Source organism: Delftia sp. SD018 (genome assembly GCF_017355445.1).
Classification (GTDB): Bacteria; Pseudomonadota; Gammaproteobacteria; order Burkholderiales; family Burkholderiaceae_C; genus Comamonas; species Comamonas acidovorans.
Genome location: NZ_JADDRN010000041.1, coordinates 19,164 through 38,344, shown reverse-complemented (window position 1 = coordinate 38,344; position 19,181 = coordinate 19,164). Strand labels below are relative to the sequence as shown.

The 19,181-nt window shown below is 67.7% G+C and carries 16 protein-coding genes; 12 read left to right on the top strand and 4 right to left on the bottom strand.

What is annotated here, in order from left to right; genetic code table 11:
* From INR38_RS26535 to INR38_RS26520, 4 genes are all read left to right on the top strand, one after another.
* The coding region (locus INR38_RS26535) for a DNA topoisomerase IB (RefSeq protein ID WP_242699209.1) at positions 1–1,139 on the top strand (1,139 nt) is incomplete at its 5' end.
* A 132-nt stretch (positions 1,140–1,271) separates the two neighbouring features.
* Entirely contained in the window at positions 1,272–2,906 is a 1,635-nt protein-coding gene (locus INR38_RS26530; protein ID WP_207444504.1) for a sigma-54 dependent transcriptional regulator, read from the top strand.
* A gap of 66 nt (positions 2,907–2,972) precedes the next feature.
* Positions 2,973–3,500, top strand: coding sequence for a hypothetical protein (locus INR38_RS26525; protein ID WP_202760382.1), 528 nt, complete (start codon positions 2,973–2,975; stop codon positions 3,498–3,500).
* A 71-nt stretch (positions 3,501–3,571) separates the two neighbouring features.
* A complete protein-coding gene (locus INR38_RS26520) occupies positions 3,572–3,850 on the top strand; it encodes a GlsB/YeaQ/YmgE family stress response membrane protein (RefSeq protein WP_013801923.1) in 279 nt (92 codons plus the stop codon).
* A gap of 19 nt (positions 3,851–3,869) precedes the next feature.
* On the opposite strand, the gene INR38_RS26515 is transcribed toward INR38_RS26520, so the two are convergent.
* Positions 3,870–5,453, bottom strand: a complete 1,584-nt coding sequence (locus INR38_RS26515; protein WP_242699208.1) for a hypothetical protein — start codon at positions 5,451–5,453, stop codon at positions 3,870–3,872.
* A 328-nt stretch (positions 5,454–5,781) separates the two neighbouring features.
* Between INR38_RS26515 and rpoN the strand changes: the two genes are divergently transcribed.
* From rpoN to INR38_RS26485, 6 genes are all read left to right on the top strand, one after another.
* Positions 5,782–7,344 carry an RNA polymerase factor sigma-54 gene (gene rpoN, locus INR38_RS26510; protein ID WP_207444506.1) on the top strand — a complete coding sequence of 521 codons (1,563 nt, stop codon included), beginning with the start codon at positions 5,782–5,784 and terminating at the stop codon, positions 7,342–7,344.
* Positions 7,345–7,513: 169 nt separating this feature from the next.
* Positions 7,514–7,858 carry a hypothetical protein gene (locus tag INR38_RS26505; protein ID WP_207444507.1) on the top strand — a complete coding sequence of 115 codons (345 nt, stop codon included), beginning with the start codon at positions 7,514–7,516 and terminating at the stop codon, positions 7,856–7,858.
* Between the two features lie 47 nt (positions 7,859–7,905).
* Positions 7,906–8,100: a hypothetical protein gene (locus INR38_RS26500; protein ID WP_012206153.1), complete on the top strand. Its 195-nt coding sequence runs from the start codon at positions 7,906–7,908 to the stop codon at positions 8,098–8,100.
* 1 nt (position 8,101) lies between these two features.
* Complete coding sequence (locus INR38_RS26495; protein ID WP_192366636.1) at positions 8,102–8,314, top strand: hypothetical protein; 213 nt, start codon at positions 8,102–8,104, stop codon at positions 8,312–8,314.
* 55 nt (positions 8,315–8,369) lie between these two features.
* On the top strand, positions 8,370–12,254 hold the full coding sequence (locus INR38_RS26490; protein ID WP_207444508.1) for an ATP-binding protein: 3,885 nt from the start codon (positions 8,370–8,372) through the stop codon (positions 12,252–12,254).
* Positions 12,255–12,321: 67 nt separating this feature from the next.
* Positions 12,322–13,617 carry a Zn-dependent hydrolase gene (locus tag INR38_RS26485; RefSeq protein ID WP_207444509.1) on the top strand — a complete coding sequence of 432 codons (1,296 nt, stop codon included), beginning with the start codon at positions 12,322–12,324 and terminating at the stop codon, positions 13,615–13,617.
* 1 nt (position 13,618) lies between these two features.
* On the opposite strand, the gene INR38_RS26480 is transcribed toward INR38_RS26485, so the two are convergent.
* The 3 genes from INR38_RS26480 to INR38_RS26470 all read right to left on the bottom strand — a co-directional run bounded on the left by INR38_RS26480 (position 13,619) and on the right by INR38_RS26470 (position 17,005).
* Complete coding sequence (locus INR38_RS26480; protein ID WP_207444510.1) at positions 13,619–14,197, bottom strand: transcriptional repressor; 579 nt, start codon at positions 14,195–14,197, stop codon at positions 13,619–13,621.
* 71 nt (positions 14,198–14,268) lie between these two features.
* Positions 14,269–16,464: a TonB-dependent siderophore receptor gene (locus tag INR38_RS26475; RefSeq protein ID WP_207444511.1), complete on the bottom strand. Its 2,196-nt coding sequence runs from the start codon at positions 16,462–16,464 to the stop codon at positions 14,269–14,271.
* Positions 16,465–16,660: 196 nt separating this feature from the next.
* On the bottom strand, positions 16,661–17,005 hold the full coding sequence (locus INR38_RS26470; protein ID WP_207444512.1) for a hypothetical protein: 345 nt from the start codon (positions 17,003–17,005) through the stop codon (positions 16,661–16,663).
* Between the two features lie 143 nt (positions 17,006–17,148).
* Between INR38_RS26470 and INR38_RS26465 the strand changes: the two genes are divergently transcribed.
* Entirely contained in the window at positions 17,149–17,892 is a 744-nt protein-coding gene (locus INR38_RS26465; protein WP_207444513.1) for a hypothetical protein, read from the top strand.
* Positions 17,893–18,147: 255 nt separating this feature from the next.
* Positions 18,148–19,131, top strand: a complete 984-nt coding sequence (locus INR38_RS26460; RefSeq protein ID WP_043825246.1) for a tripartite tricarboxylate transporter substrate binding protein — start codon at positions 18,148–18,150, stop codon at positions 19,129–19,131.
* Positions 19,132–19,181 lie beyond the last annotated feature (50 nt).

Below are 19,181 nucleotides of genomic sequence, written 5' to 3'. Positions count from 1 at the left end.
CGCCAGCCAGGGGCAGGGCAGCGAACGCAGACGGCCCCGGCCCTGCCCTGACCTATGTGAACGACCGCATGCCCGGCTGGCGCCGCGTGCGGCGCGGCAAGGGCTTTTCCTACGTGGCGCAGGACGGCAAGCCCGTGCGCGATGCCCAGGCGCTGGCGCGCATCCGCAAACTCGCCATTCCACCGGCCTATGTGGATGTCTGGATCTGCCCCGATGCCCAGGGCCACCTGCAGGCCACGGGCCGCGATGCCCGGGGGCGCAAGCAGTACCGCTACCACCCACAGTGGCAAGAACAGCGCAAGCAGGTCAAGTTCGACCGCATGCGCGCCTTTGGCCGCCACCTGCCCGCCATCCGTCGGGCGGTGGCGCGCGACCTCAAGCCTGGCCGGCCGCAGCTGGACACCGTGGTGGCCGCCATCGTCTGGCTGCTGGACTGCACGGCCCTGCGCATAGGCAATGACGAGTATTCGGAGAGCAATGGCTCCTACGGCCTCACCACGCTCAGAAACCGCCATGCCCAGGTGCACGCGGGTGAGCTGACGCTGAGCTTCAAGGGCAAGAGCGGCGTGCTGCAGCAGGCCCGCGTGTCCGACCGGGCCGTGGCCCGCATCGTCAAGCGCTGCCAGGAGCTGCCGGGCCAGCGGCTGTTCCAGTTCATCGACGATGAAGGCGAAGTCCACCATGTGCGATCCGAGCATGTGAACGACTACATCCGCAGGATTTGCGGCAAGGCTGCGGCCCATGGGGCCGATGCCGCAGATGCCGGAGATACCTCAGACGGCCCGGATTTCAGCGCCAAGGATTTCCGCACCTGGCATGCCAGCGTGTACGCGCTGGAACTGGCGCTGGAACTTGCGCTGACTGCAGGCAAGGCAGCATCGCAAGAAGGCGCAGGCACCAGTGCGGCGGCGCTGAACGCTCTGGTCACGCAGGTCGCCCGGCGCCTGGGCAATACCTGTGCGGTTTGCCGCAAGTTCTACATCCATCCCCAGGTGCTGGCCCTGTGCGAGCAACCTGGGCAGGACATTCCCACCGCACCAGACAGGCGCCCGCGCGGACTGAGCGCCAAGGAATGCCTGTTCCTGGGGCTGCTGCAGCCCCGCAGCGGCCGGCGCGCCAGTCGCCAGCCGCCTCCCTGACGCCGCCTCCCGCACGCCCGGCAAACACTGTGCCTGTGGACTGACAAAGACGCCCGCATGCTCGCCCTTAAACTGGCAGATCATGAAATTTTGTCAAAACGCGTTGCGGCGAGGACCCCTGGAGGCCATGCGATGAACCACGTGCTGATCGTCGATGACGATGCGGATTCCGCAGCGACCATGCGCGAACTCGTGGGCGTGGACCGCTTCTCGGTCGCCGTGGCCCACACCCTGCGCGACGCGCGCCGGCAGATGGCCATGCAGCCGCCCAGCCTGGTGCTGCTGGACCTGCAGCTGCCCGATGGCAACGGCATGGACCTTTTTGGCGACCAGCAGGTGCCGCAGGACTCGCAGATCGTGCTGGTGACCGGCCACGCCAGCCTGGACTCCTCCATCGAGGCCCTGCGCCGCGGCGCCATGGACTATCTGGTCAAGCCCGTGGGCATCGGGCGGCTGGAGGACATTCTTTCGCGCTTTCTGATCCCCACGACCGGCCTGCCGGAGACGGGCACCAGCACCCTCACGGGCGCGGCCTTCGACCAGATCACCCCGCAAGACAGGCCAGGCGCCGGCTACTGCACGCAGGAAGGGCGCTTTGGCCGGCTGTGGGGCGGCTCGGCCCCCATGCAGCGGCTGTACCAGCAGATGGAGCGCGTGGCGGGCACCTCGGTCACGGTCTTTCTGACGGGCGAAAGCGGCACCGGCAAGGAAGTCGTGGCACAGACCCTGCATGAGCTGAGCCAGCGGCGCAGCCGGCCCTTCCTGGCGGTCAACTGCGGGGCCATTTCTCCGCACCTGATCGAAAGCGAGATCTTTGGCCACGAAAAGGGCAGCTTCACCGGCGCCGACCGCCAGCACCAGGGCTTTTTCGAGCGCGCGGCCACGGGCACGCTGTTTCTGGACGAAATCACGGAAATGTCGATGGAGCTGCAGGTCAAGCTGCTGCGCGTGCTGGAGACCGGGCGCTTCATGCGCGTGGGCTCCACCCAGACGCTGCAGACCGATGTGCGCGTGATCGCCGCCACCAACCGCTGCCCCTACGAGGCCGTGGCCAGCGGCAAGCTGCGCGAAGACCTGCTGTACCGCCTGAACGTCTTCCCCATCGAGCTGCCGCCGCTGCGCGAGCGCCTGACCGACGTTCCGCTGCTTGCGCAGCATTTCATGGAGGCCATCTCCCAGCGCGAGGGCCAGGCCAAGCAATTCACGGCATCGGCCCTCAAGCAGCTTGCGCAATACAGCTGGCCCGGCAATGTGCGCGAATTGCGCAATGCCGTGCAGCGCGCCTATGTGATGGAGCCCGGCCCGCTGGTGAGCCAGGAATGGCTGCCCCGGCCGCCCGTGGCCATTGTCCAGCAGCCGGCCCCGGTGCATCCGGCCGCCCACGCGCTGCACCTGCCGCAAGTGCCGCAAATGCCACATATGCCGCAGGCGGGGTCCATGCCAATGAGCGCGCCATTGACCGCGCCACTGACAGCGCCATCGACCACGCCCATCATCCCCACCATCACAGCCCATGCGCCCGCCGACCACGCGCATGCAGCCGCCACCTACGACCTGCCCGACACCGAGCCGGCCACCATACAGCTGCCCATCGGCATGACCATGGCGCAGGCCGAGCGGCTGCTCATCCAGGCCACGCTCAAGCAGTGCAAGTACCAGAAGGAACGCACGGCGGCCGTGCTCGGCATCAGCCTCAAGACCCTGTACAACCGGCTCAGGGACTATGCGGGCGGCAAAAAGGGCGAAACGGACGCCGAGCACGGCTGACACCCAAACTTGCAGGCACGCTGCTTGCCACCTTGCTTGCACCTTCGTGCAACCAAGGACAAGCCCATGGACTCCTCTCCTCCCCGCGCCTACGGTGTCTTCAAGCCCGTGGGCCACATGGTGGTCTCGTTTCCCACAGCTGCGCAGGCCGATGACGGCGTGGCCGCGCTGCAGGCGCTGGACCTGCCCGCCCAGGACATCCAGCGCTATTCCGACCGGGAAATGCTGGCCCAGATCGATGAAGACCTGCGCCAGGCCAGCCCCATTGCTGCCGTGGGCCAGGAGCTCAACCTGGTCAAGGCCCACCAGGCCCTGGCCGAACGCGGCTACCACTGGCTGGTGGTGCGCGTGGACAACGACGAGGCTGCACGCACGGCCGCCGATGCCCTGAAGGCCGCCGGCGCCGAGCGCGCCCAACTCTATGGCCGCTTCATCATCGAGGAATTGATAGAGCACGCCGCCGACCTGCCCCAGGTCAGCGAGTCGCCCGACCGGGGCCTGGATGCCCAGACGCCTTCGGGCCATGAGGCGGAGCGTGCAGAGATTCGCCCTGCCTCGGACCAGGACACCGCCCCTGACAAGCCTAGGCTCTGAACGGCCTGCAGGAGCCGGGCACGCCGATTGCCCTTGATCACCAACCGTAACTTTTTTTCAAGGGCGATGCCATGGACTTCCTCATCTGGCTGATGGTGGGTGGCCTGATCGGCTGGATTACCAGCATGGTCACGAACACCCAGGCCGAGCAAGGCATTTTGCTCAACGTGGTCATAGGCGCCATAGGCGCACTGCTGGGCGGCTGGCTGCTGGCGCCGATGCTGGGGCCTTCGGCCATGAATGCGCAGACGGAGGCGCCGGCCACCTCCATGTCCATCTTCGTCTCTCTGGCCTGCGCCGTTGCGCTGCTGGCCATCTTCAACCTATGCAAGCGGAGCGTGCCGCGCTGAAACCCAGCCAGGCGGCCTGTCAGTCCAGCCTTTGCGCCAGGCAGTCCTGCGCCGCCATGGCCACGCGCGGCAGCACCAGTGAGACCGCCAGGCAGCGGCCATGCTCACCCTCGGCCCGCACCACGCCACCGCGCTCCAGGCACAGGCGGCGCGCCAGGCTCAGGCCGCAGGTGGCGTCCGCATCGGCATCGTTCAATGGAGTGAAGACAGGCGGCGGCTCCTGCCTTTCCACACGTTCCAGCCGTGGCGCGCCCGCCTCGCCAGTACCGGAGCCGGTGCTGGCGGCGCCCGCCCCGTGGGCCATGGCCTCGATGCGGATCTCCACCAGCGCATTCCCGCGAGAATCTGCGGCCTGGGCCTGGGTCAGGTCCTCGGACAGGGGCCGGGCGGCCATGTGCACCTGCGCGCCATCGGTCATTGCTTCGCGGATGGCGAGAAAAATGCTGATCAGCGCCAGCTCCAGCTCATCCGGGTCCACATGCACGCCCAATCGCGGCGCCGGCTGGCCGGGCTGACTGGCCTCGGCAGGCTCCGCCACCTCCAGCGCCATGCGCTTGCCCAGCACCACGGCCAGCGTGCCCTGCAGGCCGGGCAGCCAGCGGTACAGGTCCACCACCAGCGCATGCGTGCAATGGTGCGCCCCAAAACGCAACAGTTGCTGCGTGAGGCGGCTCGCCGTGTCCACCGAGCGCAGCATGGCCTGGGCGGGCAGGCGCAGGCCCGGGTCCTCGGAGCGCCGCTCTATCAGATAGGCGCTGTTGCTCAGAATGCCCAGCTGGTTGTTGAACTCATGGGAAAACCGGCCTGCCAGCCGCCCCACCACCTGCAGACGTTCGCTCTGGAGACGGGCAGCGGCCTCTTCGAGGCCGGCAGCGTTCACCGCAGCGCCTTCGGGCCGGCCGGCATCACCGCCGCCCTGGCCCTGCCCATGGTCTTGCGCCTTGCCCCCCATTGCCGGCAACACCAGGGCCGCGCTGCCCCGCAGCGCCAGCCGCGCCAGTCCCAGGCCCGCCACCGCAAACAAAACGATGGCCACCCAGATCACCCCCTTCAGGGGCCGGGAGCATGCGGGGTCCAGCGCAGAACAGGGGACCCAGCTCACCCAGGTCCAGCCCTGGGCGGACCTGCTGAAGAAGGCCCGCAGCGGCCCGCCCTGCGCATCTGGCAGATCCAGCCATCCCTGCGAAGCGTCCTGCCCTGCGCCCTGCCCTGCGCTTTGCTCTGCGCCTTGCCCCGCACTTTTCACGCCGGGCGCAGCCTGCGCCAGGCTGGCCGCCAGCCGTTCGCTGAAATCGGCGGGCAAGGCAGGCAGGTCGGCTGCCGCACCGGGCCCGGCCGGCAGGGCGCGGCCTGTGCTGTCCACCAGAAAGCCGGGCCAGCCGGAGTCCAGCAAAGGCCGCAAGGCCGCCAGCACCTGGTCGGCGCCGGCCGTGCGCGGCTCCTTGTCCAGCAGACGGGCCACGGCCATGCTGCTGACGCGCGCGGCCTGCTCCTGCGCCGCATGCTCGGATTGGTAGGCGCGCAACAGCAGCCAGGACGAGGCCGCCAGCACAAAGACCAGCAAGGCCAGCAGCAGCAGGACCAACCTCAGGCGTATGGACATGGGATCTTCGGGCAGGGCATGACGCGGCGCCTCCCGTGGAACGGAATTCTGGGCCCCCGGGGGCGGGACCGTGTGGAAGCTGGTGGACTGGTACATGGAAAAGTTTGCAGAAAACCTTGCGCCCAAACGGCAATTTCTGCCGTGGACGCCATGACCGGCCCCGCTGTTCCAGAACCGATCCCCCGCAGCGGCGGCAAAACCCTGGGCCCCGTGCCGCCTGCGCAGGGAGACCACAGCAGGTTTCGTGCCCAAAGTGTATCCAGACGATTCGCCGCCCGCATGGCGGCATGGAGCTTGCGTCTTCGGGTCATCGCACCAAGGAGATGAAATGGGTTCCATGCACCTCAGGGCGGACATACGCCAGTCCCAGACGCTTTCTCCCCGCCTGCAGCTTGCAGTGCGGATGCTGCAGATGTCCTCGCTGGACTTTGCCGCCGTGGTGCGCAGCAAGCTGGAGGACAACCCGTTCCTGGAAGACCCGCAGGATGCGCAGGACGGCGAGTACGAACTGGGGCTGCTCGACGGCAAGGAGCTGGGTGAAGAGGACCGGGAAGGCGGCATGGGCAGGCTGGCCCCGGAGGCAGGCCTGTCCCCGGACACGGCCATGGATGAAGGCTTCGGCATGGGCATCGGTCTGGACATGGACCGCGATCTCCCCGGCATGCAGCACCCGCCCGACCCGGCCGACCACCTGCCCGGCCCCGCCACCGAACCCGCCGACGACCGCGACCTGTGGCTGGCCGACATGCATACGGGCGCGCGCCAGGGGGCAGATGGAGAAGGCACGGCCATGGATCTGGCCGCCTGCGAGACCACGCTGGCCATGCACCTGCACGGCCAGCTCAATGTGATGGCGATGACGCCGCGCGACCTGTGCATGGCCCGCGCCATCGTGGAGTCGCTGGACGACGACGGCTATCTGCGCACCGACCTGCAGGAACTGGCCGGCCTGCTGGCCCTCAGCCCCGCACCTGACGCGCAGGAAATGCTCATTGCCCTGCGCCTGGTGCAATCGCTGGACCCGGCCGGCGTGGCCGCCCGCAGCGTGGGCGAATGCCTGTTGCTGCAATGCCCGCAGATCGGCGATGCCCACCTGCGCCAGCTGGCCCAGGCCATGGTGCAGGACCACATGGATGCACTGGCCGCCCGCGACGTGCCCCGGCTGGCCCGGGCGCTGCAGGTGCCGCCCGCGCAGATCACGCAGGCGCTGGCCTGCATACGTCGGCTGAACCCCAGGCCGGGCTGGAACTTCGGCTCCTCCCACGTGGACTACATCGTTCCCGACGTGATCGTGCGCCGGGGCCAGAGCGGCTGGAACGTGCACCTCAACCCCGCGGTCGTGCCGCGCGTGCGCCTGAACCGCGTCTACGAGCAGCTGTTTCAGCGCCACCGCCGCAGCGGCCAGAACCAACTGGCCGACCACCTGCAGGATGCGCGCTGGACGGTGCGCAACGTGGAGCAGCGCTTTTCCACCATCCTCGACGTGGCGCAGGCCATCGTGCGCAAGCAGCAGCTGTTCCTGGAGTTCGGTGCCATGGCCATGAAGCCGCTGGTGCTGCGCGAGATTGCCGAGGAAGTGGGCGTGCACGAGTCCACCGTCTCGCGCGTGACCAACAACAAATACATGGCCACGCCCACGGGCGTGTTCGAGCTCAAGCATTTCTTCTCGCGCCCCATGCTCAGCGCCAGCGGCAATGCCTGCTCGGCCACGGCCATCCGCGAGTTGATCGGCGACATCATCGCGGCCGAGTCCGATGCCCGGCCGCTGTCGGATGTTGAAATCGCACGCCAGCTCGGTGCCCAGGGCCTGGTCGTGGCGCGCCGCACCGTCACCAAGTACCGCCAGCTGCTGCGCATAGAACCGGCCGACCGGCGCAGGCGCCACGCCTGAAACCTGGCTTGGTGGCAAGCGGCGTGCCTGTCCAAAAGCCTGTCCGGCCCGTCCTGCCAAGCCCCACCGCCGTGCAGCGGCTTGTCGCTCCCGCACGGCATGCCTTGTCCGACAGTTGCAGGCCGCCGCCCGGCCTAAGGTGAAAGCTCATGGACTGAAGGAGCCCGCCATGGACAACTCACCCCGCCGAATGCATGCCCCCCTCGAACGCCAGCGCAGCGAGAACAACCACATCCGTGACGGACGCTGGCCCTTGCGCATAGGCGCACTCACCGCCGCCGTCGCACTGATCCTGGTGCTGATGTTCAACTTCATGGCCCCCAAGGGCCGGCTGGATGCGCCCAGCGCCACTGGAGCGACTGGAACGCCTTCGCCCTCAACGTTGCCCTCACCTTCGCCCTCACCGTCTCCCGCGACACAGCCCGTGTCGCCGCCCGCGCCTTCCGCCGCGCCGCAGCAGGCTGATCCGGCCACGGCCACGGCCCCTGCCCCCACCTCGACGCCTGCGCGCTGAGCGGGCATGCACCCCTCATCACCACACCCCCCAAAAGGACACGCACCATGAACCACCCTCTGCCCCACGCGCCCAATATTCCCCAGGTGCCGACCACGCCCAACGACCCCGTGGCCCCCGATGATCCCAACCGCCAGCCCGGCCGCCCGCGCGGGCCCGAGCCCATCGACCCGCCCACCACGGCGCCGCCCATCGAGCTGCCACCGTCCCCGGAGCAGGAACAGACGCGCAAGGGAGAGTGACATGCCACAAGGTGACAAATCGGCCTATACCGATAAGCAAAAGCGCCAGGCTCGGCATATCGAAGACAGCTACGAAACGCACGGTGTGAGGCGCGGCGTGGGCCACGAAGAAGCTGAAAAGCGCGCCTGGGCCACCGTGAACAGGCAAAGCGGCGGCGGCAAGCTGTCGGGCTCGGGCCGGGGCAGGCAGGCGGGCCAGTCCAAGTCAAAATAACCGCGACTGCGGCCAGGCCCGAGACCCGAGACCCGCAATTGCCGTGGGAGAAAGTGTGAACTCAGAAGACAGTTTTCGATTCCTGCCGCAGCGCGGCGAAATGCCGGCACGCGTGCGTTCCCACGACTGGGCGGCCACGCCCCTGGGAGCGCCGGACGGCTGGCCGCAGAACCTGCGCAACGCCGTGAGCCTGGCGCTGGGCTCGCGCTTTCCCATCACCATCTGGTGGGGCGAAGACTTCCGCCTGATCTACAACGATGGCTATATCCCCTTCCTGGGAACCAGCAAGCACCCCCAGGCGCTGGGCCAGGCCGGCGCGCACTGCTGGAGCGAGATCTGGAGCGATATCGGCCCCATGCTGGAAGGCGTGATGCGTACCGGCGAGGCCACCTGGTCCACCGACGCCCGCTACTTCTTCGACCGCGACCTGCCGCAGGAAGAGGTCTTCGTGACCTTCACCTACGGCCCCATCCTGGCCGATGACGGCGTCACCGTGCAGGGCGTGTTCTGCCCCTGCACCGAGACCACGGAAAAAATCGTCAGCCGCAGGCGCCTGGAGACGCTGCACCGCCTGGGCATACGCACGCTGGACATGCACAACGCCAGGGACGCCGCCCAGAAAGTCTGCGCCGTGCTGGACGAGAACCCCTACGACGTGCCCTTCGCCATCATCTACGAATGCGTGGACACCCCTGCCGCGGGCAGCGCAGGCGCCAGCGGCCCGGCCTTCAGGATGCTCTGCGCCACGGGCATGGATCTGGACATGGACCTGGCGGCCGACCCCGCGCGCTGGCCGCTGGACCGGGCCGTGCAATCCGATCCATCGGACCGAGCGGACCTAACGGACCAGGCGGATCAGGCGGATCAGGCAGCCCAGCCGGGCCAGCCCGTCAATGTGGAACTGGCGCCCCTGGGCCTGTTCCTGCCCGGCGGCCCCTGGCCCGAGGCCTCGCGTCTGGCGCGCATCGTGCCTGTGCGCTGGTCGGGCGACGGCCAGGTGTCGGGCGTGATGGTGCTGGGCGTCAGCCCGCGCCGCCCGCTGGATGTGGACTATTGCGCCTTCCTCGACATGGTGGCAAGCCACACGGGCAGCGTGGTCGCGCACGCCCAGGCCTACGAGCAGGAAGCGCGGCGCGCCAAGGCCCTGGCCGAGGTGGACCACGCCAAAACCGTGTTCTTCTCCAACATCAGCCACGAGCTGCGCACCCCGCTGACGCTGATCCTGGGCCCGCTGGAAGATGCCCTGCGCGAGCACGGCGGCCAGGTGCCGGCCGGGCAGACGCAGATGATCCACCGCAACGCGCTGCGCCTGCAAAAACTGGTCAACGCCCTGCTGGACTTCTCGCGCATCGAGGCCGGGCGCATGCAGGCCAGCTACGAGCCCACGGACCTGGCCCGCACCACGGCCGAGCTGGCCAGCATGTTCCGCTCGGCCGTGGAGCAAGCCGGCCTGCGGCTGCGCGTGGATTGCCCGCCGCTGGACGGACCGGTCCATGTGGACCGCGACATGTACGAAAAAATCGTGCTCAACCTGCTGTCCAACGCCTTCAAGTTCACGCTGCAAGGCGAAATCGCAGTGGCGCTGCGCGATGTGCCCGATGTGCACGATGCGCACGGCGCGGGCGGGGCCGATGGTGCGGTGGAGCTGTCCGTCACCGACACCGGATCGGGCATTGCGCCCCAGCACCTGCCCCATCTCTTCCAGCGTTTTCACCGCATTCCCGGCAAGCCGGCCCGCACGCACGAGGGCACGGGCATCGGCCTGGCCATGGTGCAGGAGCTGGCTCGGCTGCATGGCGGCACCGTCACGGTCAGCAGCACGGAGGGCGAAGGCAGCCGCTTCACCGTGCGCCTGCCCAGGGGGCATGCGCATCTTCCGGCCGAGCACCGGCCCGCGCGCCCGCCTGCCGCGCACCCGCAGGTGGATGAGGCCCTGCGCTGGCTGCCCGGCGAGCCCGCCCCGGCTGCCAGCGACGAAGCCAGGCCCATGCAGCGGGACATGCAGCGGGACATGCACGGTGGTGCCCTGCCCCCGCGTGCCCGCATCGTCTGCGCCGATGACAACGCCGACATGCGCAGCTACATCGGCCAGTTGCTGGAGCCGCTGTATGAAGTGGAGATCGTGGGCGATGGCCGCGCCGCGCTGGCCAGCATCCACCGCCAGCGGCCCGACCTGGTGCTGGCCGACGTGATGATGCCCGTGCTCGACGGCTTCGAGCTGCTGCATGCGCTGCGCAGTGACGAGACCACGCGCGCCATTCCCGTCATCATGCTGTCCGCGCGGGCCGGCCAGGAGGCCCAGGTCGAAGGCCTGCGCGCGGGCGCGGACGACTACCTGGTCAAGCCCTTTTCGGCACGCGAGCTGCTGGCGCGCATCGCATCGCTGCTGCAGCTGGTGCGTGTGCGCGAACAGGTCCACGTCGCCGTGCAGGCCAACGAGAAAAAGCTGCGCGCCATCATCGACCAGATGCCTGCGGGCGTGGGCGTCTCCGACATGCGCGGCACCATGGTATTGAGCAATGCGCTCATGGACCGCTTCGTGCCGCGCGCCATTCCTTCCACCCTGGCGGACCGCATGCCGCGCTGGAAGGGATGGGATGACAAGGGCCAGCCCATTGCCCCCGAGAACTGGCCCGGCAAGCGCGCGCTGCGCGGCGAAGTGGTCATGCCGGGTCTGGAGATGCTGCACACCGACGACGATGGCCGCGAATGGTGGATGCGCGTCAGCTGCGCGCCGCTGCGCGATGACGACGGCCAGCTCATAGGCACCTGTTCCGTCATCCAGGACATCACCGAACTCAAACAGGCCGAGTACCACCTCAAGGAAGCCGACCGACGCAAGGACGAATTCCTGGCCACGCTGGCGCATGAGCTGCGCAATCCACTGGCGCCCATCAGCCACGGCCTGCAAATCCTGAAGCGCACCGCCAGCGGCGACGACAGCGTGCGCCACAGCCACGAGATGCTGGAGCGCCAGGTCAACCACATGATCCGCATGGTGGACGACTTGCTGGAGGTCTCGCGCATCACCACCGGCAAGGTCCAGTTGCGCAAGGAACTGGTGGACCTGAACGATGTGCTGCAAGGCGTGGTGGCGGCCAGCGGCGCGGTCATGGAGGCAGGCAGCCACCAGTTGCGCCTGGAGCTGCCCGCCGCGCCCGTGTCGCTGCTGGCCGACCCGATGCGGCTGGCGCAGATGGTCTCCAACCTGCTCAACAATGCCGCAAAGTACTCGCACTCCGGCGGCCACATCGTTCTGTCCGCCTGGACCGATGGTGCGCAGGCCGTGGTCTCGGTACGCGACAACGGCATCGGCATCCCGCCCGCCCTGCTTGGCAAGGTGTTCGATCTGTTCATGCAGGTGGACCGCAACGGCCGCCGTGGACAGGGCGGCCTGGGCATCGGGCTGACCCTGGTGCGCAGCCTGGTCGAGATGCACGGCGGCAGCGTGCAGGCGCTCAGCGAAGGCAAGGGCCAGGGCAGCGAATTCAGGCTGCACCTGCCCCTGCCCACCCAGGCGCAGCCCCTGGCGGGACAGGCACCGAATGCCCAGCCCGAGGATGCAACGGCCTTCGGCCGCATCCTGGTGGTCGATGACAACATCGACGCCGCCGACACCCTGGCCATGCTGCTCAGGCTGCTGGGCGCCGAAGTCGAGATTGCCCGCGACGGCCCCGGCGCCTTGGCCATGCACGCGGCGTTCAGGCCCGAAGTGGTGCTGCTGGACATCGGCCTGCCCGGCATGGACGGCCTGGAAGTCGCCCGCCGCATCCGTGCCGAGCACGGCCGCGACCAGGTCGTGCTGATCGCGCTCACAGGCTGGGGCCAGGAGGAGGACCTGAGACGATCACGGGAAGCCGGCATGGACCACCACCTGGTCAAACCCGTGAGCTTCGACACGCTCGAGCGTCTGCTGGCGGGCCTGCGCCCCCTGCCCTGAGGGCTGCTTTTTTCGCGCGAGAATTCGGGCTGCCCGATTCCAGCTGCCCCAGACGCCACCGAGACCGATGACCGCCCTGCCCGCTTCCTCCGCCCCCAACCTTCCTCCCATCAACGCCGAGCGCCTGTGGCGCCGCGTGGAGACCCTGTCCACCTTCACCCTGCCCGACGTGCCGTGGACCCGCCGCGCCTTCTCCCCTGAATTCGACCAGGCCCGCGCCTGGCTGCGCGGGCAGTTCGAGGCTGCGGGCATGCAGGTCCATCTGGATGAAGGCGGCAACCTGGTGGGCCGCCTGCCGGCTGCCCCAGGCCCGGTGCAACGCGCCCCCATCTCCACCGGATCGCACTGCGACACCGTGATGATGGGCGGGCGCTTCGACGGCATCATCGGCGTGCTGGCCGGCATCGAGGTCGCGCACTGCCTGCACGAAAACGGCATCGCCCTGCAGCACCCGTTCGAGGTGATCGACTTCCTGTCCGAAGAACCCAGCGACTACGGCATCTCCTGCATAGGCAGCCGCGCGCTGTCGGGCAAGCTGGACGCCGCCATGCTGGCCGCCCGCAACCCCGAGGGCGAAACCCTGGCCGAAGGCATGCGCCGCATCGGCGCGCGGCCCGAGGCGCTGGACCGCCCGCTGCGCAGCGCCGGCGGCACGGCCGCCTTTGTGGAACTGCACATAGAGCAGGGCCCGGTGCTGGAGCAGCGCGGCCTGCCCATCGGCGTGGTGACGAACATCGTGGGCATACGCCGCGTGAGCTTCACCGTGCGCGGCCAGGCCGACCACGCAGGCACCACGCCCATGGACATACGCCAGGACGCGCTGGTGGGCGCGGCGCGCATCATCGATGCGGCCAACCGCAAGGCCGCCGCGCTCAGCGGCCAACCTCACTATGTGGTGGCCACCGTGGGCCGGCTATCGCTCACGCCCAATGCCTCCAATGCCGTGCCCGGCCTGGTCGAGATGATGATGGAAGTGCGCAGCGACCACGCCGGCGTGCTGGAGCGCTTCCCCGAGGAACTGCTGGCCGAAGTCCTGCCCGGCCTGGCCGCCTTGCGCGTGCGTGCCGAGATGGCCGACGTGAGCCGCTCCCAGCCCACGGACTGCTCCGCGCCCGTCATGCAGGGCGTGGAGCAGGCCTGCGCAAACCTGGGCTACGCCCACATGCGCATGCCCAGTGGCGCCGGCCATGACGCCGTCTACATGGCGCCCACCGGCCCCATGGGCATGATCTTCATCCCCTGCCTCCACGGCCGCAGCCACGCGCCCGAGGAATGGATAGAACCCGCCCAGCTGCTGGACGGCACCCGGGTGCTGTACGAGACAGTGCGCGTGCTGGACGCGCAATTGGCGGACGGGGGCTGACTTACAGGGCTGGCCGGCCCGGGCTGCGGGCCGGTACGGGACGTGCGGCGCGTGCGGACCCTGTCGCGCGGCCGAGGCGGCCAAGTTGGCCGGGACGGCCCTTTCGCCGTTCGCTGCAGGCGGCGCAGGTCACGGCAATCTCCACGCAATCGGGCAGGCTCGCGCCCAGGCCCCGGGCCAGTTGCGCAAGCTGGTCGCGCATGGACGCATCCCCGATGGCGAACCGCTCATGACAGCAGGCGCACACAAACTCCGCCTTGCGCTGTGTCTTGCCATCGGTGCCCAGCCGGTAGAAGGCCGTGGCCCGCGCGTTGACGACCTGGTAGCGCTGCTGCACCACCTGCGCATCGGCAAAGGCCGCCAGAATCCGGTAGCAGGCGGTGACGGGAACACCGCCGCCCAGGTGATCCTCGATGCGCCGGTACAGGTCCATGGCGGTGATCTCGCCGTGATGTTGTGCATCCAGCAGCGCGGCCAGCACCATGGCTCTCTGGTAGGTCGGCTTCATGCGGAAGGCGCGCAGGCGGTCCACCAGCGCCTCCAGCTCATCCCGGCCTCTGATCGTGTGTCTTGAATTCATATGCATGAATGGCCGTGCCCTGCGCGGCTGCAGGCACCCGCCCCGCCAGGGGACGGATGCCGCAGCCCCCTTCAGAAGGACTTGTTGAGGGAAACGCGCAAGGCCCGTGGAGAGCCCGGCGTGATGTTGGTGTTGCTGTTGGCGTTGATGTAGTACTTCTTATCGAACAGGTTTTCCACATTCAGCTGAAGACTGGTCTTGGCGTCGATCTTGTAGAACACCGCCGCATCGAAGCGCGTATAGCCGGGCAGAACCACGTTGGGCGAGACGCCACCCGTGGCGATCTGCTCGTTGGCCGCAAACATCTTGGTGCGGCGGATCACGCCCAGCGCCGCCGCCCAGGACTGCGTTATTTCATAGCGGTTCCACAGCGCAAAGGTGTGTTTGGGCACTTGGCCCACCGCACCGCCCGTGCGCAAGGTGGCCGAGGTATCGGCGACGAACTTGGCATCCGTGTATGCATAACCGCCAGCCACGGACCACGACGGAGTCAGGTTGCCCGACACCGACAGCTCCAGCCCCTCGGTACGCTGGCCGTCGCTCAGCATGGTGCGGGTGTTGGTCGGGTCCGAAGGGTCCAGCACCACCACGTTGCTGCGGTCCAGGCGGAAGAGGGCCGCCGTGGCCGACAGGTTGCGCTTGATGTCCCACTTGGCGCCGATTTCGTAGTTCTTGAACTTCTCGGGCTTGAAAGCCGCATTGGTGGCCGTCAGCGAGGACAGCTGGTCGCCGGCGCGCGGCTGGTAGGCCACGCTGTAGTTGGCGTACAGCGCCAGGTCCTGCACCGGCTTGTAGATCACGCCCACGCGCGGCGACACCAGATCGTCGGAGGGGTTGAGCACCTGGCCGTTGCGGTTGTTGGTGAAGTCCACCTTGAAACGGTCGTAGCGCACGCCGGCAACCACCTGCAGATTGCGGGTGATCTCCACTTGGTCCTGCAGGTAGAAGGCGGCCACCTTGGCCTTGCCGCTGTTGTCCGCATCGGTGGCCGAGGGGCGGAAGCTCACCGGCAGCGACGTGAACGGGTTGGCCACAGGCACGTTGACCGAGGTTGCGCCGCCCGGGAAGTAGCCCGTCTCGCGATGGTTGTCCGTGTCCTGCACGCCGAACTCGGCGCCGGCCAGGAACCTGTGGCGCAGGCCGCCTGCGTCGAGGTTGAACGTCACATCGGTCTGGTTGAAGACGCTCTTGCGGCGCGTCATGTTGTTGTAGGCGCTGATGGCCACCTGCGTGCCCGTGGCGTTGGTCGCACCGGGAAAGACGTTTTGATAGAACTTGTCCTGGTCCGACCAGCGCGTGCGGTTGCGCACGGCCACGCCGGAGTCGAACTCATGCTCCAGCGTCAGCGTGGCCGCATCCAGGCGGGTCCAGGTGGGGCTGGCCGCCGCATTGCCGAAGAAGGTGGACGGCGAGGTCTGCAGCGGCCGGCCCTGGAAGGAGCTGATGCCACGGTCCGCAATGCGGTCGTCCTCGAAATGCTCGTAGCTCAGGGAAGCCAGCGTCTTGGGCGCCAGCTTCCAGGAAATCGTGGGATTGATGCCCTTGCGTTCCAGCCACACGCCATCGCGGTAGCTGTCCGACTTCTCGTACAGCGCGTTCAGGCGGATGGACACCTGGTCATTGAGGGACTGGTTGATGTCGGCCGTCACGCGGCGGTTGCTGTTGGAGCCCAGAGTCAGCGAGCCACCGTAGCCTGCCGTCCAGTTGGGCATCTTGGTGACGCGGTTGATCAGGCCGCCCGTGGCGCCACGGCCGAAGATCATGGCGTTGGGACCGCGCAGCACTTCCACGCGCTCGATGTTGTAGAGGTCACGGTAGTACTGCACATCGTCACGCATGCCGTCCACGTAGAAGTCGCCCGTGGTGGAGATGCCACGGAAGATGGGCGTCTCGCGGTTGCCCTCGCCCTGGGCGAAGCCCACGCCCGGCACATAGCGCAGGGCTTCGGCCAGGCCCTGCGAACCCTGGTCGCGGACCTGGTCCTGCGTGACCACGGAAATGGACTGGGGCGTGTCGATCAGCGCCGTATCGGTCTTGGTGGCCGAGGTGCTGCGCCTGGCCGCATAGCCCTTGTCCTGCTCGGAAGTCACCGTGACGGTGGGCAGGTTGACGCTGGGCGAAGCCGGCTGGGCCGGAGCCTGCGCCTGTGCATGCGCGGCTGTCGCAGCGGCAGCCAGGCAGCCCGCCACCAGCAATTGCGCTGCGGTGGCCGTATGGCGAAGGACAAAGGAGGGCGAAGGGATTTGGCGAGTGTGGCGAGCGTTCATATGCGGCAGGAAGTGGTCTGCGCGGGCGCCGGAAATCGGCGCGCCGCACCATCAGGAATCGCAGAACAAATGAGAACCATTTGCGATTCCCGGCCGCAATGTAACGATGTTGAGTAGTACTGTAAAGTGCTACTTCACGAAATTTTCCTCAAAGCAACACGAGTAAAAGCCCCTGCATCAGTGGTATCCGAAGGTACTACTGATTCTCACCCGCGCCGGGCGACTCGGCCTTGGTGCTGCGAATCCCGCTGATCTGGCCCCGCACCACCTTCCAGAAGTTCTCCGTGCCCTCGACCAGGCGCCAGGCCGTGGAGCGGTGCGCCAGCACGCCCACCTCGGGCAGCACATCGCGCAGGTGCTTGATGCCCAGGATCTTGGTGTACTTGCGGATGGTGCCGGGGCTATGGATGAGCAACAGCACCCGCCAGCCATAGTGGCGGCCGATCATGAGCATGCCGATGGCGCTCTCCAGGTCATCCAGATTGCCGTTGAAACTGTCTGCTGCCCTGTCCACGATGGCCACGATTTCTTGATCCGTCACGCTGGGTTCGCCTCTTCTTGCCAAAACCCCGACGATAACCGTATCCACGCCCGACCGCGCCCACACTGGCAGCAGCGCTTGCAGCGCCAGCCGGGGGAAAGGCCGCTGGCTATACTGCAGCGCGAATAAATCTTGTTCTCATCATGTTCAATGCCGCCTTTGTCGTCCTGCGCGAACTCTCCGAGCTGCTGCTGATCACGCTGGCCGTGCTCGGCTCCGTGCACGACGGACGGCTGCCGGGCTTTCGCCGGCTGGTGCTGGCCGCCGTGGCCGCAGGTGTTGCATCAGGTGGCCTGGCCGCCGCCGTGCTGCACGGTGGCACCCTGTCCCCGCAGCTGGGTCCGCTGCTGGCCGTGGTTCTGGGCGGCGCCACGCTGTGGATGGCGCTGACCAATCTCTTTTCCGGTCATTCGGTGCGCGAATATGTGGAAACCATGGTGGACGATCTGCCCAAGGGCCGCATTTCGCTGGCCATGCTGGCCGCCTTCTGCGCGTTCGCAGGCTTTAGGGAGAGCCTGGAGACCTGGCTTTTCCTCGAACAGGCCTCCAGCGTTCATGCACCGGCTGACCTGGCGTTGGGCGCGCTGATCGGCGCCGGGGTGCTGGTTCTGGGCATGCTGGCCCTCAACCCTGTGCTCAGCCGCATGCGCTGGCAGTGGTTGTATCGCCTGTCCACCGTGGGGCTGTGCTTTCTTTCGATACAGCTGCTGCTGTCGGGCGCTGCCGATCTGGTGGTGGCAGCGCAGGCCGATGCCGCCTCCTGGCTTGCCGTGCTGCAGCAGCCTGCCGTTGAAGCCCTGCGCTCCAGCGGCACGGCGCTGGTGGCCACCCTGCTTCCGACCGCCTTGCTGACGCGGCGCTGGTGGAGAGAGTCCTACCGGGTCTAGGCGCCATCAGCGGCGGCCAGGCACCAAGGCGGCATAAAATAGCCCGCTTCCCTCTGGAGCAGGCACAAGCTGCTCCTTGGTGGAAGCCCCTGTGGCACAGATTGCGGAAATCCGCCCAAATAGCGGGTTTCCCAATGCAAGATGGCGGAACCACCCTCCCCGATCATCGACAACCCACCGCATGGGCGGGCCGGCACTGCCGGTCCGCTGCGAGAAGGTTGCACCGCCCCATCAGACCCTGGAGTTTCTTCTTTCATGTTCCGCCAACTGATCACCTGCACCGCCGTGGCCGCCGCCATGGGCCTGAGCTTTTCCGCAGCCGCCCAAGGTGCGGCTGCCGACTATCCGAACAAGCCCGTGCGCATGATCGTGCCCTTCCCGCCCGGCGGCGGCACCGACATCCTCGCGCGCGTGGTGTCCAACAAGCTCACCGAAGTCAGCAAGTGGACCGTGGTGCCCGACAACCGCGCGGGCGCAGGCGGCACCATCGGCATCACCGAGGCCGCCAAGGCAGCGCCCACGGGCTACGACATGGTCATGGGCCAGAAGGACAACGTGGTCCTGGGCCCCTACCTCTACAAGAACCTGCCCTGGAACCCGGTCAAGGACCTGGTGCCCGTGGCCCACGTGGCCTACACGCCCATCGTGATCGCCACCAGCGTGAACTCGCCCTACAAGACCCTGGCCGACATCGTGGCCGCTGCCAAGCAGCACCCGGGCAAGGTGACCTACGGCTCGCCGGGCAATGGCACCAGCATCCACATCTCGGGCGTGCTGCTGGAGAAGGCCGCAGGCATCCAGCTGGTGCACGTGCCCTACAAGGGCTCCAATCCGGCATTGATGGACGCGCTGGCCGGCAACGTGGACCTGCTGGTGTCCTCCGTGCCCTCGGCCATCGGCCAGATCAAGGCCGGCAAGCTGCGCGCCATCGCTGTGACCTCGGCCAAGCGCTCGTCCTCGCTGCCCGACACGCCCACGCTGGCCGAATCGGGCCTCAAGGGCTTTGACGTGAGCACCTGGTACGGCCTGTTCATGCCCAAGGGCACGCCCACGGCCGTCGTGACCAAGGTCAACGCCGAAGTGAACAAGCTGCTGGCCATGCCCGAAGTGCGCGACGCCATCCAGACCCAGGGCGCCGAACCCCAGTCCATGAGCGTGGCCGACTTCGACAAGATGTTCCAGGCCGACTTCAAGCAGTCCAAGCAGATCGTCGAGTCCTCGGGCGCCAAGATCGAGTGACATGCCTGTGGTGCCAGGGCTGCATGCCCGGCACCGCCTGCAATGGCCAA

Excerpts from the sequence above, each read along its gene's own strand:
- INR38_RS26530 (WP_207444504.1), top strand. The coding sequence starts at position 1,272 with ATGAACCACGTGCTGATCGTCGATGACGATGCGGATTCCGCAGCGACC.
- INR38_RS26525 (WP_202760382.1), top strand. The coding sequence starts at position 2,973 with ATGGACTCCTCTCCTCCCCGCGCCTACGGTGTCTTCAAGCCCGTGGGC.
- INR38_RS26520 (WP_013801923.1), top strand. The coding sequence starts at position 3,572 with ATGGACTTCCTCATCTGGCTGATGGTGGGTGGCCTGATCGGCTGGATT.
- INR38_RS26515 (WP_242699208.1), bottom strand. The coding sequence starts at position 5,453 with ATGTCCATACGCCTGAGGTTGGTCCTGCTGCTGCTGGCCTTGCTGGTC.
- rpoN (WP_207444506.1), top strand. The coding sequence starts at position 5,782 with ATGGGTTCCATGCACCTCAGGGCGGACATACGCCAGTCCCAGACGCTT.
- INR38_RS26505 (WP_207444507.1), top strand. The coding sequence starts at position 7,514 with ATGGACAACTCACCCCGCCGAATGCATGCCCCCCTCGAACGCCAGCGC.
- INR38_RS26500 (WP_012206153.1), top strand. The coding sequence starts at position 7,906 with ATGAACCACCCTCTGCCCCACGCGCCCAATATTCCCCAGGTGCCGACC.
- INR38_RS26495 (WP_192366636.1), top strand. The coding sequence starts at position 8,102 with ATGCCACAAGGTGACAAATCGGCCTATACCGATAAGCAAAAGCGCCAG.
- INR38_RS26485 (WP_207444509.1), top strand. The coding sequence starts at position 12,322 with ATGACCGCCCTGCCCGCTTCCTCCGCCCCCAACCTTCCTCCCATCAAC.
- INR38_RS26480 (WP_207444510.1), bottom strand. The coding sequence starts at position 14,197 with ATGAATTCAAGACACACGATCAGAGGCCGGGATGAGCTGGAGGCGCTG.
- INR38_RS26475 (WP_207444511.1), bottom strand. The coding sequence starts at position 16,464 with ATGAACGCTCGCCACACTCGCCAAATCCCTTCGCCCTCCTTTGTCCTT.
- INR38_RS26465 (WP_207444513.1), top strand. The coding sequence starts at position 17,149 with ATGTTCAATGCCGCCTTTGTCGTCCTGCGCGAACTCTCCGAGCTGCTG.
- INR38_RS26460 (WP_043825246.1), top strand. The coding sequence starts at position 18,148 with ATGTTCCGCCAACTGATCACCTGCACCGCCGTGGCCGCCGCCATGGGC.